At 72.9% G+C, this 15780-nt stretch carries 12 protein-coding genes and 1 pseudogene; 5 read left to right on the top strand and 8 right to left on the bottom strand.

Annotated features, from left to right (window positions below; genetic code table 11):
- Positions 1–147: 147 nt before the first annotated feature.
- From GA0115233_RS18515 to GA0115233_RS18500, 4 genes are all read left to right on the top strand, one after another.
- Positions 148–1356 (top strand): cytochrome P450, encoded by a 1209-nt coding sequence (locus tag GA0115233_RS18515; protein ID WP_093721354.1) that lies wholly within the window; start codon positions 148–150, stop codon positions 1354–1356.
- A gap of 46 nt (positions 1357–1402) precedes the next feature.
- Complete coding sequence (locus GA0115233_RS18510; RefSeq protein WP_093721353.1) at positions 1403–2617, top strand: cytochrome P450; 1215 nt, start codon at positions 1403–1405, stop codon at positions 2615–2617.
- A gap of 153 nt (positions 2618–2770) precedes the next feature.
- Positions 2771–3691: an ABC transporter ATP-binding protein gene (locus GA0115233_RS18505; RefSeq protein ID WP_093721352.1), complete on the top strand. Its 921-nt coding sequence runs from the start codon at positions 2771–2773 to the stop codon at positions 3689–3691.
- Complete coding sequence (locus GA0115233_RS18500; RefSeq protein ID WP_255310256.1) at positions 3688–4866, top strand: ABC transporter permease; 1179 nt, start codon at positions 3688–3690, stop codon at positions 4864–4866. The genes GA0115233_RS18505 and GA0115233_RS18500 overlap by 4 nt, the downstream gene beginning before the upstream one ends.
- Positions 4867–4921: 55 nt before the next feature.
- On the opposite strand, the gene GA0115233_RS18495 is transcribed toward GA0115233_RS18500, so the two are convergent.
- Genes GA0115233_RS18495 through GA0115233_RS18465 form a run of 7 tightly spaced genes read right to left on the bottom strand, consistent with a single transcriptional unit; the run spans position 4922 to position 14058 of the window.
- Positions 4922–5554: a nitroreductase family protein gene (locus GA0115233_RS18495; protein WP_093721351.1), complete on the bottom strand. Its 633-nt coding sequence runs from the start codon at positions 5552–5554 to the stop codon at positions 4922–4924.
- Positions 5551–6465, bottom strand: coding sequence for a hypothetical protein (locus tag GA0115233_RS18490; RefSeq protein ID WP_141689534.1), 915 nt, complete (start codon positions 6463–6465; stop codon positions 5551–5553). The genes GA0115233_RS18495 and GA0115233_RS18490 overlap by 4 nt, the downstream gene beginning before the upstream one ends.
- Before the next feature lie 10 nt (positions 6466–6475).
- On the bottom strand, positions 6476–7450 hold the full coding sequence (locus GA0115233_RS18485) for a ScbA/BarX family gamma-butyrolactone biosynthesis protein (protein WP_176711844.1): 975 nt from the start codon (positions 7448–7450) through the stop codon (positions 6476–6478).
- An 11-nt stretch (positions 7451–7461) separates the two neighbouring features.
- The gene (locus GA0115233_RS18480) at positions 7462–8388 is read right to left on the bottom strand and encodes a nucleoside-diphosphate kinase (protein WP_093721348.1); all 927 of its coding nucleotides are present in this window, start codon (positions 8386–8388) and stop codon (positions 7462–7464) included.
- Positions 8385–9464, bottom strand: a complete 1080-nt coding sequence (locus GA0115233_RS18475; protein WP_093721347.1) for an SDR family oxidoreductase — start codon at positions 9462–9464, stop codon at positions 8385–8387. The genes GA0115233_RS18480 and GA0115233_RS18475 overlap by 4 nt, the downstream gene beginning before the upstream one ends.
- Before the next feature lie 59 nt (positions 9465–9523).
- Positions 9524–11185: a hypothetical protein gene (locus GA0115233_RS18470; protein ID WP_093721346.1), complete on the bottom strand. Its 1662-nt coding sequence runs from the start codon at positions 11183–11185 to the stop codon at positions 9524–9526.
- Between the two features lie 14 nt (positions 11186–11199).
- The gene (locus tag GA0115233_RS18465; protein WP_255310255.1) at positions 11200–14058 is read right to left on the bottom strand and encodes a phosphoenolpyruvate synthase; all 2859 of its coding nucleotides are present in this window, start codon (positions 14056–14058) and stop codon (positions 11200–11202) included.
- 367 nt (positions 14059–14425) lie between these two features.
- On the opposite strand from GA0115233_RS18465, the pseudogene GA0115233_RS18460 reads away from it, so the two are divergent.
- Positions 14426–14770, top strand: a pseudogene (locus GA0115233_RS18460) (helix-turn-helix transcriptional regulator); the annotation flags it as partial.
- Positions 14771–14774: 4 nt separating this feature from the next.
- Here the strand turns inward: GA0115233_RS18460 and GA0115233_RS18455 are convergent.
- Positions 14775–15761: a Gfo/Idh/MocA family protein gene (locus tag GA0115233_RS18455; RefSeq protein ID WP_218063494.1), complete on the bottom strand. Its 987-nt coding sequence runs from the start codon at positions 15759–15761 to the stop codon at positions 14775–14777.
- Between the last annotated feature and the right edge of the window lie 19 nt (positions 15762–15780).

The following is a 15780-nucleotide window of genomic DNA, read 5'->3' as shown; positions in this document are numbered from 1 at the left end:
CCCGGGCGGGCCCCGCACGGTGCCGGGACCGGCAATTCCCTAGAGTTCGGCGGCGTTTGTGGCCCCGGCTTCGGGGCTCGTGCTGCCCTGGGGTCCGCTCCCGCCGTGCCGCCCGTGCGGACTGCCCTGAAGAGAGGGGTTCTTCCGATGACAGCCGTGCCCGATGCCGACAGACCAGAGGTCCTCGCGCCGCCCGAGGTCGACCTGGACGGCGGGGCCACCCTGCTGGCCTGGCTGCGGCGGATGCGTGACGAGCAGCCGGTGTGGCGCGATCCGCAGGGCCGTTGCCACGTGTTCCGGCACGAGGACGTGCAGCGGATCACCGCGGACCCGGCGTTGTTCTCCTCGGACACGGTGACGCGGCTGTCGGGCGGTGAGCGTCAACCGCCGGGCGGGACCCTGCTGTTGCTGGACCCGCCGCGCCACGGCAAGCTGCGCCGACTGGTGAGCAAGGTGTTCACCGCGAAGATGATCAGCGAGCTGGAGCCGCGGATCACCGAGGTCGCCACCGAGCTGCTGGACGGCCTGGCCGACGCGGACGGCTTCGACCTGGTGGAGGCGTTCGCGAATCCGCTGCCGGTGATCGTGATCTCGTCGATGCTGGGCGTGCCGCCCTCGGACCGTCCGCTGTTCCAGGGGTGGGCCGACAACCTGCTGACGGCGAACTGGGAGACGCCGGAGGGCGCCGAGGTCCTGGGACGCACGGTGCAGGAGCTGGGCGACTATCTGGGCCGGCATGTCGCGGAGCGGCGGGCGCGCGAGCACGACGACCTGATGAGCCTGCTGGTGCGGGCGGAGGTCGACGGGGAGCGGCTGAACGACGAGGACGTGGTGAGCTTCGCGGCGCTGCTGCTGCTCGCCGGTCATGTCACCACGTCGGTGCTGCTGGGCAACATGCTGCTCACGCTGGACCAGGAGGAGGGTGAGCTGGGCCGGTTGCGTGAGGACCGCGCGCTGATCGCCCCCTTCACCGAGGAGGTGCTGCGGCTGCGGCCGCCGTTCCTGAAGATCGAGCGGGTGCCGACGGCGCCCGTGGCGATCGCCGGGGAGAAGGTGCCGGAGAACACGATGGTGTACCTCTGGCTGCTGTCCGCCAACCGCGACGAGCGGGTCTTCCCCGAGCCGGACCGTTTTGTGCGGGACCGGCCCCATGCCAAGCAGCTGGCCTTCGGGCACGGCATCCACTACTGCCTGGGCGCCCCGCTGGCCCGTATGGAGGGGCGGATCGCGCTCGATCTGATGCTCGACCGGTACGCCGACATCCGTGTGGACCGCGACAGCCCGCTGTCCTATTTCGCCAACCGGGTCAACGTCTTCGGTCTTCGGCGGCTGCCGCTGACGGTCCGGCGGGCCTGAGCGGCGTACCCGGGCGGACGCGACCCCCACCTGACGGAGGAGCCCCATGGCCTTCGAGCCGAAACCCCCTGTGATCCCGACCGACCGCACCTGCCCCTTCGACCCGGACCCGGAGTACCGGCGGCTGCGGGCGGAGGAGCCGATCAGCCCGCTGACGTTCGACATCGCGCCGGGCCGCAAGGACGGCTGGCTGGTGACCCGGCACGAGGACGTGCGGGCCATCATGACCGACCCGCGGTTCAGCCATCGGGCGGATCTGCTGGCGCTGGTCGCGTCGCCGCCGTTCGAGGTGGAGAACTACGACCCGAAGCCGTCGCCGCCGGGTTCGTTCGTCCGTATGGACGCGCCCGACCACACCCACTACCGGCGGCTGCTGACCGGTTTCTTCACGGTCCGCAAGATCCAGGAGTACGAGCCGACGCTCGCCGGGATCATCGACGGCGTCCTGGAGGAGATGGCGGGTCTTGAGCCGCCCGTGGACCTGCTGCCGGTGTTCGTGCAGAAGGTGGTGTACCGCTCGGTGCACTCGGTGATGGGTGTGCCGGAGGCGGACATCGCCGAGCTGGACCGGCACTTCTCGGCGATCATGCGGATCGACTACACGCTTGAGGAGTTCATCGAGCACAACACGGCGCTGGACCAGACGCTGGCCCGGGTGGTGAAGGAGCTGTTCGCCGAGCCCAACGACGGGCTGCTGGGCAAGCTGGTGAAGACCGGGGAGCTGACCGAGGAGGAGCTGGCGAACATCGCCTGGATCACCATCGGCGGCGCCCTGGACACCACCCCGAACATGCTGGGCCTCGGCACGTTCGCCCTGCTGGAGCACCCCGAGCAGCTGCGGAAGATCCGCGAGCGGCCCGAGCTGATGGAGCGGGCGGTGGAGGAGCTGCTGCGGTATCTGACGATCTCTCATATGGGGGCGAGCCGGGTCGCGTTGGAGGACGTGGAGATCGGCGGTACGAAGATCGAGGCCGGGCAGACGGTGGTGCTGTCGCTCCCGGCCGCGAACCGGGACCCGGAGCAGTTCGAGGACCCGGAGGTCTTCGACGTCACCCGGCCCTCGCGCCGGCATCTGGCGTTCGGCTTCGGTATCCACCAGTGCCTGGGCCAGCACCTGGCGCGGGCCACCCTGCGCCTGGGCTACCAGAAGCTCTTCGACCGCTTCCCCGGCCTGCGCCTCGCGGTGGAGCCCCACGAGATCCCCCTGCGCGACAAGGCCATGCACTACGGCGTGTACGCGCTCCCGGTGACCTGGGGCTGACCGCCTGACCGCCCCGCACGCGGGGCGGCCCCGCGCGCCCTCCCCCACCCATCCCCCAACCCGATCACGGAGAGACGACAGTCGAGTGATGGACCATCAGTTCATGTGCGGCGCAGCCGGAACGCGGCTCGGCCGGACCAGGCAGGACGTGTCATGACGGCGCCGGCGATCGTCGCGGACGGTGTGCGCAAGCGGTACGGGGACATCCAGGCCGTCGACGGGGTCTCCCTGCGCATCGAGGCGGGCGAGTTCTACGGCATCCTCGGCCCCAACGGGGCGGGCAAGACGACCACCCTGGAGATCATGGAGGGTGTCCGCGAGCCCGACGAGGGCCGGATCGAGCTGTTCGGGCAGAGCCCCTGGCCGCGCAACCTGGACCTGCTGACCCGGATCGGCGTGCAGTTCCAGGCCTCGTCGTTCCTGGACAAGATGACGACACGGGAGACGATCCGGCTGTTCGCGTCGTTCTACCGGGTCGGCGCGCGGCAGGCCGACGCGATGCTGGAGCGGGTCGGGCTGACCGAGTTCGCCCAGGTGCCCGCGGACAAGCTGTCGGGCGGGCAGGCGCAGCGGCTGTCCATCGCCTGCGGTCTGGTGCACGACCCGGAGATCGTGTTCCTGGACGAGCCGACCGCCGGTCTCGACCCGCAGGCGCGCCGCAATCTGTGGGACCTGCTGCGGGACGTCAACGAGGAGGGCCGCACGGTCGTCCTGACCACGCACTACCTCGACGAGGCGGAGGTCCTGTGCGACCGGGTGTCGGTGATGGAGCGCGGCAAGGTGCTGCGCACCGGCGCCCCGGCCGCGCTGGTGCGTGAACTGGACAACATGGTGCGGGTGAGCGTGGAGTCCGGGCTTCTCACGCCGGACGCGATGCGGGACTCGCTGAAGGACGTCGGGGTCGTGGACGCCACGGTGGAGGACGACGGGGTGCTGCTGACGGTCACCACGGTCGCGCCGGGCCCGGTGCTGTCCGTCCTGGCCGACCGGGGCGCCCTGCGCGGCCTGGAGGTGCGCGGCGCCACTTTGGAGGACGTCTTCCTCCAGCTGACCGGACGGGAGTACCGCTCGTGAGTATCGAGGAGACCACCCCGCGCCCCGCGCCGACGGCGCCCCGCGAGAGCGGCTCCCCGGCGGGCCCCGCGGGCAAGGGCGCCGGACGCGGCAACCCCGAAAAGGACCGGCTCAACCCGGTGCGGGAGCTGTCCCGGACCATGATCATGAGCGTGCTGCGCGACAAGGGCACGATCTTCTTCCTGCTGATCTTCCCGCTCCTGTTCCTGCTGTTGTTCGGCACGCTGTTCAAGAGCGACGGCACCGCGCACATCAAGGTCGCCCAGGTCGGCCCGGTGGAGGTGCTGGACTCGCTCACCGCCGATCAGCGCGAGCAGTTGTCCGAGGCCGCCACCATCACCAAGGTGAGCGACGAGAAGTCGGCGCTGGAGAAGGTCCGCGAGGGCGACTACGACGCCATGGTGAAGCAGCAGGGCGGCACGGTCGTCCTGCGCTACAGCGCCGCCGACCAGGTCAAGGGTGCCTCCGCCCGGGCCACCCTCAACGCGGTGCTGGAGCAGGCGAACCTCGCCGCGGCGGACGAGCCGCCCACGTACACGCTGCAGGCCAGTCAGGTCGAGGACGCGTCGGTCGAGCCGATCCAGTACCTGACGCCGGGTCTGATGGGCTGGGCGATCGCCTCCAGTGCGGTGTTCAGCACGGCGCTGACGCTGGTGACCCTGCGCCGCAAGAAGATCCTCCAGCGGATGCGGCTGTCCCCGATCCGTACCTGGGAGGTGGTGGCCGCGCGGATCTCCATGACGCTGCTGATGGCGCTGGCCCAGACCGCGCTGTTCCTGGCGGTGGCGACCCTGCCGTACTTCGGGCTCCAGCTGACCGGAAGCTGGTGGCTGGTGATCCCGCTGGTGATGTGCGGGACGCTGGCGCTGATGTCGCTGGGGCTGCTCATCGGCTCGCTCACCCGCACCGAGGAGTCCGCGGGCGGACTGGCGCAGCTGCTGGTGCTGCCGATGTCGTTCATGTCCGGCTCGTTCTTCTCGCTGGACAACGCCCCGGGCTGGGTGCAGGCCGTCTCGTACATGATGCCGCTGCGCTACCTGGTCAAGGGCAGCGAGGCCGTGCTGAGCCGGGGCGGAGGGCTGGCCGACGCGCTGCCGACGATGGGCGGCATGCTCGCCTTCACGGCGGTGGTGACGGCGCTGACGCTGAAGTTCTTCCGCTGGAACGAGACGTGATCCGCTGAGGGACACGCGGGAGGGGCCCTTCGCCGGTCGACGGCGAAGGGCCCTTTCAACTGCCCTGACCGTGCCAGCCGTTGAGGTGCAGGACCTCTTCCAGCGGGCGGCGCGGTCCCGGGCGGAAGGTGGTGCGCAGGGGGTACGCGGTGGGCAGCAGCGCGCCTTGGCGGACCCCCGGTGGCAGGCCCAGGAGGTCGGCGACCTCGCGTTCGCGGTCGAGGTGGACGGCCGTCCACGCGGTGACCAGGCCGCGGCTGCGGGCGGCCAGCGCGTAGCTCCACGCGGCGGGCAGCAGCGAGGCCCACAGGCCGGCCTGGTTGCCGTCCGGGAGCCGGCCGCCGGGAACGTCGATGCAGGGGATGACCAGGACGGGCACCCGGTGCAGCCGCTCGGCCAGCAGCCGGGCGCCGGACATCACCGACCGTGTCTCGGCGGGCAGTTCATCCAGGCGCCGTAGCCGGTCGGCGTTGCGGTCGTGGAAGGCGGCCCGGTACACGTCGGCGACCCCGGCGCGGATCTCCGGGTCGGTGAGGACGATCCAGCGCCAGGACTGCCGGTTGTTGCCGTTGGGCGCCTGAAGGGCGATCCGCAGGCAGTCGCGTACGACGTCCAGGTCCACGGGCCGGTCCAGGTCCAGCCCGCGCCGGACGCTGCGCGTGGTGGTGAGCAGGTCGTCGGGGGTCACAGGAGCACCGCCCGTACGACGAGCCCGAGATACGTGGCGATGATGAAGAACATCGCCGCCGCCACCGGCCAGGGGCCGCGCCCGGCGGTCAGGAAGCGGCGGGTTCCCCAGACGGGCAGCAGGACGGCGGCGCAGGGCAGCAGCACGAGCGGGCCGCTCGGGGCGAGCAGCGCCAGTTCGCAGCCGACGGCCACGGCCGCGCAGCCCGCGGTGACGGCTGCGCTGCGGCGGGGGCCGAGGTCCGTGGAGTACAGGCGCTCGCCGTCGGTGGCCTCCCAGGCCGTCTTGCGGGCGAACTCGAAGTGCAGGAAGACCCCGGCGCACAGGGCCAGCAGCACCGGCCCGCGCCAGTCGGCGTCGACGCTCCCCTCGGCGACCAGCGAGCCGTACACATAGCCGCCCAGGATGACCTGGACGGGGTAGGTGACGGCCAGGTTGAGCAGTTGCCGGTCGCGGACGGCGGACGAGAGCCGTTCCAGTACGGCGAGGAGGACGCCGTAGCCGAGGGCGGCGAGGATCAGCAGGGCGGCCGTGGCGGAGAGGGCGGCGTTGAGGCCGACGAGCAGGGCGGTGATCGCGGCCATGGCGCCGCGCAGTTCCGCCGTGGTGATGGCGCCGGTGACGAGCGGCCGGTCGGGGTGGTGGACCCTGTCGTAGTCGAGGTCCTTCTGCTCGTCGAGCATGCGCAGGAACAGCAGCGCCAGGACGACGCTGACGACCCGCAGCCAGGTGGCGTCGGAGGGCCGCCAGGCCGTGCCGGTGGCGGCCACCGCCGAACCTTCCAGGGCGAGCACCCACAGCAGCCCGTAGGTGCCGTAGACGTGCGGCCGGAACATGCGCAGCACGAACCGGCCGAGCCGTGCGGGGACTTGGGGGACGGCGACGGTGGTCACTGCGGGAGGTCTCTCCAATCGGGACTCCTCATACGGCGCTGTGGGCGGCCGGCGCGGCCAGCGCGCCGGTCGTGGCGGGGTCGGCGAGCCGCAGCCGGACCTCGGCGGCGAGGTTGCCGGACTGGTGCAGGGAGCACTCGATGTCGGCGCCGGGCAGGACCGGTCCGGTCCGGCACTCCAGCGGCAGGTCGGTCTCGGCGAAGCAGCGGAACCTGGCCGTCAGACCGACCGGCAGCGCGGTGGGCGCGGGCAGGGTGCCCGCGTCGACGGCCGCGGTCAGGGCGAGTTGGCGCAGCGCCTCCAGTTCCAGCATGCCGGGCACGTGGTCGACCCAGTGGTCGTAGAGGGTGGGGTGGCCGGTGTCGGGGATCAGGCGGGCCGTGCGGGTGCCGTCGGGGTCGGTGCGCGGTGCGGTGATGACCGCGTTGTCGGGGTCGCGGCGGCCGACGCGGGCCGCCTGGACGCGGCGGCCGGACAGGGCGACGGGTGTCTCGGGCAGCCCGAGCGCGCCGCGCTGCCCCGCGCGCATACGGGTCCAAGCGCTCGGCGACATCCAGGAGTAGTCGATGCGGGCGTGCAGGGCCTCGCGGCCGCCGATGGTCATGGCGTACCGCAGCCGCAGGCCGGTCGGTCCGCTGCGGTTGCGGAAGCGGTGCTCGACGCGGGTGGCGACGACCGCCTGGGTGGGGTGGTCGCCGCAGGCGAGGGCCTCGGGGTCGGAGACCTCGAACTCGACGGAGCGCAGCAGGAACTTGTGGCCCAGGGGCACGTCGAGGTAGCGGTGGGCGACGACGTAGATGCCTTGCCGGCAGGCCTCCAGCAGCAGCATCGGGTCGTGGCGGGCGCGGTCGCCGAGGGTGTCGTGATAGAAGGCGTGGCGGCGCGGCAGTTGCGCGGCGAGCAGGAAGTCGTCCTCGCCGTGGCGTTCGGCGTCGGTGAGGAAGACCTCGGCGAGCGCGGCGCGGTGCACGAGTTCCCTGGGCAGGGTCCGGGTGAACTGCACGGTCACGCTCCTCAGTTGGGCCGGGCGTTCAGGACGTCCAGATGGCGGCGCCAGGTGTCGGTGCCGGCCCCGTCGAGGACGGGGGCGCGGCCGGGGACCCGCATCGGGAGGACCGAGGAGCCGACGATCACGGCGTCCCACGGGTCGAGTTCGAGGCCTTGGTCCCAGGCGGTCTCCAGCAGGGTGCGCGGGGAGGCGTCGGGCAGGGCGCCGAGGTGCCGGGTCACGGTGTCGCGCAGCCGTTCGGCGGCGGGGTCGAAGTGGAGGTCGCGGGGCTTGGTGTCGGCGTACAGGCGGCCGGCCAGTTCCAGGGCGTGCGCGGTGCGGTCCTCGCCGGCCAGCGCGGTACGGAACAGTTCCTCGCGGGTGGCGTCGTCGAAGTGGACGGCCAACTCGCGCAGCACGTCGGCGGGTTCGTCGGGGGTGTGCACGAGGTTGAGGAGGTAGCTGTAGCGGCCGAGGAGGTGGCGCAGCTGGCCGGGGCGGCGGGCGTCGGGGTCGGTGGGGCCCTTGAGCCGGGTCAGTTCGACGGAGGCGGGCACGTACGGCTCCCGTTCGGGGCGTACGAGCAGGACGAGCGCGTCGGCGTCCTCCAGGAACAGTGCGGCGAGCCGCCTGCGGTGGGGGGTGGCGAGGTTCCACTGGAAGTACCACAGGGAGCGGATCATGGTGCGGCTCAGCCGGGTCACCGCGGCGCCGACGATGCGGTAGCGCTGCTCGGTGAGCCAGTCGACGGCCGCCTCCAGCCTGCGGGCGACGACGGCGTCCGGCTTGAGCAGGAGGGCGGCGTGCCGGTGGGCGAAACCGGTGACGTCGCCGGTGAGGGCGGCGAGTTGTTCGTGGCTCTCCTGGTAGTAGGTGTCGGCGCCGTACAGCCGCTGCTTGTCGGGGTGGCAGGTGAGCCGCGGGGAAACGGGTATGCCGTGCTCCGGGTTCATCGGTGGGTGCTCCCGTCGGGTCGGTCGGTGGTCGGGGCGGGGCCGAGGTAGCCGGTCGCGAGGCAGTCGTCGAGGAGGCGGCGCAGATACGGCCGCGCCCCGGTGGCCGGGGGCCTGCGTACGAAGGCGGCGGCCTGGGTGTCGTCGAAGTGGACGCGCCGCCGGAAGTAGGTTTCGTACAGGGCGATCACGCGCCGGTAGTAGGGGCGTTCGCGGTCGGTGAGGGCGTCGGCGGAGAACGCGGTCGGCGGCACGAACCGCGGCACCTGGAAGGAGGGGTATTCGGCGAGGACGTCGGAGAAGTCCCGCAGGGTCAGGACGTGGCCGACGGCGTGCAGGGTGTGGCCCTCGGCCTCGTCGAAGCGGGTGGCGGCGCCGGTGACGAGGTCGGCGACGCGGTCGACGGGGACGAGGTCGAGGAGGGCGTCGTAGTGGCCGGGCACGGTGCGCACCAGACCCCGGGTGAGGACGCGCAGCACCGGGTAGATGGTCTTGCGGTCGCGGGCGTGGCCGGTGCGGGAGGCGCCGGTGACGATGCTGGGCCGTACGACGGCCACGGGCAGGCCGTCGGCGGCGGCCTTGCGGACCATGGTCTCGGCGGTCAGTTTGCTCTTCTCGTAGCCGTTGCCGGGGTGCTGGCCGACGTCGAGTTCGTCCTCGCGGGCGACGCCGTCGCGCTCGCCGCACACGTAGGCGGTGCTGACGTGCACCAGCGGGGTGCGGTGGGCCAGGGCGAGGTCGAGGACGTGGCGGGTGCCGGCGACGTTGATGGTCTCGTACCGCTCGTCGGGCAGGCCGAAGTCGGTGACGGCGGCGCAGTGCACGATGCGGTCGGCGCGGGCGACGAGCCGCCGGGCCTCGTCGTCGAGCCCGAGGCCGGGGCGGGTGATGTCCCCGGTGACGGGGGTGATGGTGCCGCGGCCGGCGGTGACCTTGCGGCCGTTGTTGCGGACCAGGTCGGTGGTGCGGTGGGTCAGCGGCAGCACGGTGTGGCCGGCGGCGGTGAGCCGCGCGGTCACCTCCGTGCCGACGAATCCGCTGGCGCCGGTGACCAGCACGGTCAGGGAGTCGGACATCTGGGGGTTCCTCCGCGAGGACGGGGCGGTCGGTCGGTTCGGGGGTGTCACCCCGCGTGTCACGGCGCCGGAGTCCGGTGCGGCTGGGCGCCGTTGCTGGCCAGCAGGTCGCGGGCCTCCTCGATGGGGAGTTCCGCGTCCAGGTGGGCGCCGATGCGCAGCCAGTCGTAGCCGAGCTCCAGGGTGGCCCGCCAGGTGTCCGCGGACTCGAAGGACAGCGGGAAGGAGTCCGCGCCGACGGCGCCGCGCACCAGGCCGATGAAGGACCGCAGGTCGGCGAGGAGCGCGTCGCCCCGTTCGGGGGCGTCGACGGTACGCCGCAGGAGGGTCCCCGCGCCTTCGCCGATGGGTCGGCCGGTGGCGGCGGGCAGGAGGTCCAGGCGGCGCACGAGGTCGGAGTCGGCGGGCAGCGGGTTGACGCCGTAGGCGCTGAACAGTCCGCGCAGCGCGGCGTGCACCGCGCGCCGGGTGGTGAGTTCGGCGACCCGCCACTGGCCGCGCTGGAGGGCGCCGGTCAGGTCCTCGACGGCGTTCTCGACGACCACGTTGGCCCAGACGAGGCCCATCGCGGCGGCGGCGAACCGGTCGGCGGGCAGCGGCATCAGGTCCACCGCGCGGGGCCCGCCGACGGCCGCGCCGCGCACCGAGAGCAGCGGGCGGGCGGTGCTGGGCGGCGGGGTGACCGGTCCGGGCGGCGCGGCGAGCGGCAGGGACGGGGTGATGGTGCCGCCGCCCTTCCAGGCGAGGCGGATCAGTCCGTAGCGCAGGAACGTGGCGAGCAGCGCGCCCGGCTCGGTGACGCCGGTGGCCGCGCTCGCGGCGAGGGCCTGGGGCAGGGGCCGGCCCAGGACGAGGGAGCGCCAGACGGTGCCGGCGTCGTCGCCGAGGGCGAACACCTCGCGCCGTGCGCGGACGACGTGGACACGGTCGCCGGTCTGCCAGGTGGTGACGCCGTTCACGCGTTCGACGGTGATCCGCTCCGGCTGCTGGGGCACGCCGGTCAGGCCGAGCTGGGCGGCGAAGGCGAGGGCGGCGGTCAGGTACTCGTGGGCGGCGCCGGTGTCGCCGGGGGCCGGTGCGGTGGCCTCCAGCAGCCAGTAGCGGTCGCGGACGTCGGCGCGGGCTGCGCGGTCGAGCTGGAGGGAGAGCCACTTGGGTTCGAGGTAGGTCTCGCCGACGCGGGCCGCCCAGGACTTGACCGTCTGCACCAGGCCGGAGCGGGTCCAGTCGACGGCCTCGTCCGTCTCGCCGAGGCAGAGCAGCGCCAGCGCGTGGCGCAGGGACTGGCGGGCGCGGTGGGCCCACCAGTCGGCGGTGATCTCGCGGAACCGCTCCACGGGCAGCAGCGCCTTGACCTCCTCGACCAGGGCGTGGCCGCGCAGCGGGTGGCTGTGCAGGAAGCGCTGGCAGCGGTTGAGGAGGTCCTCGGAGAGCCGCCCGGGCCGCTTGGCGCCGTCCTCGACGGCCCGGAACTGGTCGGCGAGCTGGCGGACGGACCGGGTGCGGATCTCCACCCGCCGCCCGTCCACGAACAGCAGCGAAGGCATGGTCGGCAGGTCGTCCTCGGAGCGGGCGACGAGCAGGAAGTCGATGTCGGAGGAGGGGTTGCCGAACCCTTCCGCGATGGAGCCCTCCAGGGTGACGGCCCATTCGGTGCCGCGGGGCAGTTCGGCGAGGGACTTGTCGAGCAGGTTCTGCAACTGGTCCTCGGTGAGGATCACGGGTGTGTCTCCGTTCAGGGGGTGACGTCGGCGGCGGCAGCGGCGGCCGGAGCGTCGGGGGTGACGTGGGCGCAGGGCCGGGCGTCACCGGAGGACGGGGCGGTACGGGCGTCGGTGGCCGTACGGGCGGAGGGGGAACCGGCGTCTTCGGCGGTCCCGGGGACGTCGTCCGGCGGGTCGGTCAGTACCGTGACCGTGCCCGCGGCGCCGTCCACGCGCAGTCGGCTGCCGGTGCGCAGCTCGGTGGTGGCGCCCTTGACCTGGACGACGGTGGGGATGCCCAGCTCGCGGGCGACGACGGCGACATGGGTGAGCGGGCTGCCGCGTTCGATGACGAGGGCGGCGGCCGAGGTGAGCGCGGCGACCCAGCCGGGGTCGGTGCGGTAGGTGACGAGGATGCCGCCGCCGATGTCACGCGGGGTGTCGGTGACGACGGCGGGGCCTTCGGCGACGCCGGGGCAGCACGGGGTGCCGTGCAGTTCGCGGGCGCCGCTGCGGGCGGCGGGGCCGTGGGTCCAGCCGGCCCGTTCCAGGTTGCCGGACCAGTACGGGGACCCGCGGGTGGTGAAGCGGGAGGGGGCGTGCAGGTCGCGGTCGGCGTCCTGCTGCCTGCGGCGCACGGCGACGAGGTCACGCAGCCCGGTGTGGACGATCATGCCCTCGTAGGCGCCGGTGATCTCGTCCAGGCGCAGCAGGAACACGTCGTCCCAGCGGTCGATGGCACCGGCGCGGGCGAGGTCGCGGCCGAGGGCGCGCAGCATGCGCTTGGCGGCGCCGAAGGCGCGGGTGCGGCAGAACCGCAGCCGTTCCCGGTCGGTGAGCGCGGCCCGGGCCTTGGCGCGCACCCGTTCGTAGACGAACCGGCGTGGCCCGCGCAGGTGTTGGTCGAGGTAGGCGTCGGCCTGGCCGCCGCGGTCCTCGGCGCCGGTGCCGTCGCCGGTACCGGTCTCCCGCAGGGCGTCGCGCAGCAGGGTGAACAGCCCGGCCGGGTTCTCGTACAGGTCCGGTACTTCGAGCTTGAGTTCGTCGGGGCTGCGGTAGCCGTAGTCGGCGATGTAGGCGTCGACGGCGGCGAGGAACCCGGTGTGGCCCGCGTCGCGCAGCGCCTGGTGCGCCTCGGCGTCCGGGGTGCGGTCCAGCAGGTCCAGGAGGTCGGCGTCGGTGCGGGCGCGGTCGGCCAGTTCGCGCAGCTTCCAGGCGGGTTCGGCGGACTCGACGGCTCCGCCGGGGGCGGCCGCGGCCCAGGTGAACCATTCGGGGGCGTCGGGCAGCCAGCGGCGGGTCAGCAGGGCGAGCAGGCCGACGGAGAGCAGAATCGTCGCGTCGAGGGTCTGCATCGGCCCCCATTTCTCGATGAGTTCGCGTTGGAGGCGGCGGAATCGGTGATAGGTCTCGTCGCCGGGCAGGGCGTCGTAGTCGACATTGTTGAATTCCGCATAAGCCCGGTAGAAATCGCGGTGGAAGGTCTCCACGGATTTCTTGACGGTGAGGAATCGCCGGGCGAAGACGACCGTGCGCCGAACGCGGGAGAGCCGGCCGCGCAGTCCGGGCCGGGGGGTGAACGGGTGGAGGGTGTCGGCGAGTTCGTCGGAGATGCTCTCGGCGACGCCGATGGATTTCTCCAGCACGCGCCGGTTGAGCGGGTAGAGCGGGGCCAGGCGCACCATGCGGTACCAGTGGAACAGGTTGTAGTAGACCCGTCCGTGGATGTGGCCGAGCAGGTGCGGGGTCCACTCGCGCACCTCGCGCAGTTGCTCGCCGCGCACCCCCAGGGCGCGGGCGTAGCTCTCGTACACCTTGGCGTAGGTGTCGGCGGCGAAGGTGTAGGTGAGCGGGGAGACGACGCCGCTGAAGCTCTCGATGATGTTGGAGTTGTCCCAGATCCGCAGCTCCCCCACGGCCTCCGTCGCGAGCGTGGTGACAGGGCGGCTCTGCAGGATCCACAGGGTGCCGTCGGCGATGGCCCACTCGATGTCCTGCGGGCTGCCGTAGTGCTCGGTGATGCGTACCCCCGCCTCGTGCAGGCGGGCCAGGTCGTCGTCGCTCAGGGCGAGGGCGGCGCGCTGCTCGTCGGGGACGGGGGTGACCGCGCAGCCGGAGTCGGGCCCGGCGTCGTAGCGTTCCTGTTTGTCCCCGACGACCGTGCTCACCGCTTGCCCGGTCGCGGCGTCGAGGACCACGGTGTCGGCGTCGACGGCGCCGGAGACCAGCCCCTCCCCCAGCCCCCACACGGCGCTGACCACATGCCGGTCGGTGCGGCCGGTGGTCGGGTCGGCGGTGAACAGCACGCCGCTGCGCTCGGCGTCGATCATGCGCTGCACGACGACCGCGACCCCGCCGGTGCCGGGTGGCAGTCCGCGCTCGGCGCGGTAGCGCAGGGAGCGCGCGGAGAACGCGGAGGCCCAGCAGCGGCGCACCCGGTCGGTGACCTCGGCGAGCGAGCGTACCCCGAGGAAGCTGTCGAACTGCCCGGCGAAGGAGTGCCGTTCGCCGTCCTCCTCGGCGCCGGAGGAGCGTACGGCGACGGTGCCGCCGCCGGCCTCGCGGTGGGCGCGGGCGATCGCGTCGGCGACGCGTTCGCCGAGCGGGGCGGTCTCGATCAGGCGGGCGATCTCCTTGGCGGCCGCCTCCGCCCGTGCCTCCCAGCCCTCGGCGAGCAGCCCGGCCAGTTGCTCGTCCAGCCCGGCGTCCCGGCAGAATTCCTCGAATACGTCCAGGCCGAGCACCGACCACCGCGGCACCGGAAATCCGGCCGCGGTGAGCGCGTGCAGGTTTCTTCCCTTTCCCCCCGCCTGCCGGGCGACCAGGCTGGTGTCGCTGGAGGGCGTCAGGACATTCGGGGACCGCTCAGCGGATCCCGTGGAGAGTGACAACTCGCATTCCCTTCCAAGGTGTTACTCATCCGGCCCGAGCGTTTCACGACGGGCCCGGCCGAAAAAGCGCAACGGCCGGCGGGGGTGGAATTTCGGCCTGTTAGCGATTTCACATTCCGGCGGTACGGTGGCCGCCGAGAACGACCGGAAAGGTCGCGTGGCCACGCAGGACGATCCGGTCGCGGCGAGTCGGGGCGGTGCCCGGAGCGGGCGCGAGGCCCGGAATACTCGTCGGTAACCGACCGAAAGCAACGGTTGCCTCCAGCCTGGCCAGCAGCGCGCCGAGGCAGTAGTGGGCGCCCCGCCGAAGCTCAGCGGCCGGATGTCGGCGCGCGTGGGGTCGAACCGGTCGGGGTCGGCGTAGCGGCTGCGCCGCCGACTGCGCCCGGGCCGGGCCCGGCCGCTGCTGACCGCCGCGCTGGAGACGTTCGTACGGCTGGGCGCCGAGCCCTGGGCCGCCCGCGCCCGCGCTGAGCTGCGGGCCGCTGGGGTCCGCCAGAACCCCGGTGGAGGGGACCGGCTGCCGGACCTCACCCCGCAGCAGAAGCAGATCGTGCGCCTGGCGGCGCGCGGCCTGACCAACCGGCAGATCGGCGAACGCCTCCTGCTCTCGCCGCGCACGGTCGGCTCCCATCTGTACCGCAGTTTCCCGAAGTTGGGCGTCACGGCCAGGTCCCAGCTGCGAAACGTCATCGACGCCGGCCGGGCCTGACGGCTCAGCACACCGCTGCCCGGCCCGCCGCCGCGCGCACCGCGTCGACCAGTTCGGCCTGCCGCAGAATGTCCTCGCCGGGCCCCTTGAAGTCCCCGCCGTCCAGCACCGTGCGGGCGAACCGGGCGACCAGGGAGGCGAACTGATGGCCCGCGGGAAGCGTGCGCTCCTCCACGTGGTCCTGGCGGACCAGCCTCAGCACCGGCCGCAGGCCGGGCGGCGCCGTGAACGCCCGGTCCAGGGTGATACTGCCCTCGCTGCCCCACAGGGTGCAGGCACACCGGTACGACCGGTCGAAGCCGAACGTCAACTGCCCCGTGCGCCCGGCCGGGTCGGCGACCAGCGCCGCCCCGGCCACGTCGACACCGGTCGCGGGATCGTCCCGCAGCACCGCGCCGTGCACGGCGACCTCGGGGCCGAGGTAGAGGCTCGCCGCGCGCAGGGTGTAGACACCGGCGTCGAGCAGCGCGCCGCCGCCGAGCGCCGGGTCGTAACGGATGTCTCCGTCGGGCAGCGGCGGGAAGGCGAACTCCGCGCCGAGGTGGCGGGGTTCACCGATCGCACCGGCGTCGACGAGGGCGCGTACGGCGTCGTGCTGGCCGTGATGGAGGAAGGCGAAGTTCTCCATCAGCAGCAGCCCGGCGTCCCGCGCCGCGCCGACCAGTTCGGCAGCCTCGGCGCGGCTGGTGACGCAGGGCTTCTCGGACAGGACGTGCTTGCCCGCCGCCAGCGCCCGCGCCACCCACTCGGCGTGCAGCGCGGGCGGCAGCGGCACGTACACGGCGTCGATGTCGTCGCGCGCCAGGAGCGCGGCATAACCGGTGATCGCCTCGCAGCCGAACGTCCGCGCGACGTCCTCCGCCTTCTCGCGGCTGCGGCTGGCGACGGCCACCAGCCGCACCGACGGCTCGGCCGCCAGCGCGGGCAGCGTGGTCCGCCGGGCAATGGCGGCACAGCCGACCACGCCCACGTTCAGCACGTGTTCCGACACGGTTCGCTCTCTTCCGGTC

Origin of the sequence: Streptomyces sp. DI166 (genome assembly GCF_900091315.1) — a bacterium.
Taxonomy (GTDB): domain Bacteria; phylum Actinomycetota; class Actinomycetes; order Streptomycetales; family Streptomycetaceae; genus Streptomyces; species Streptomyces fuscus.
The sequence above is the reverse complement of the archived record's forward strand: the minus strand, read 5'-3'. Positions and strand labels throughout refer to the sequence as shown.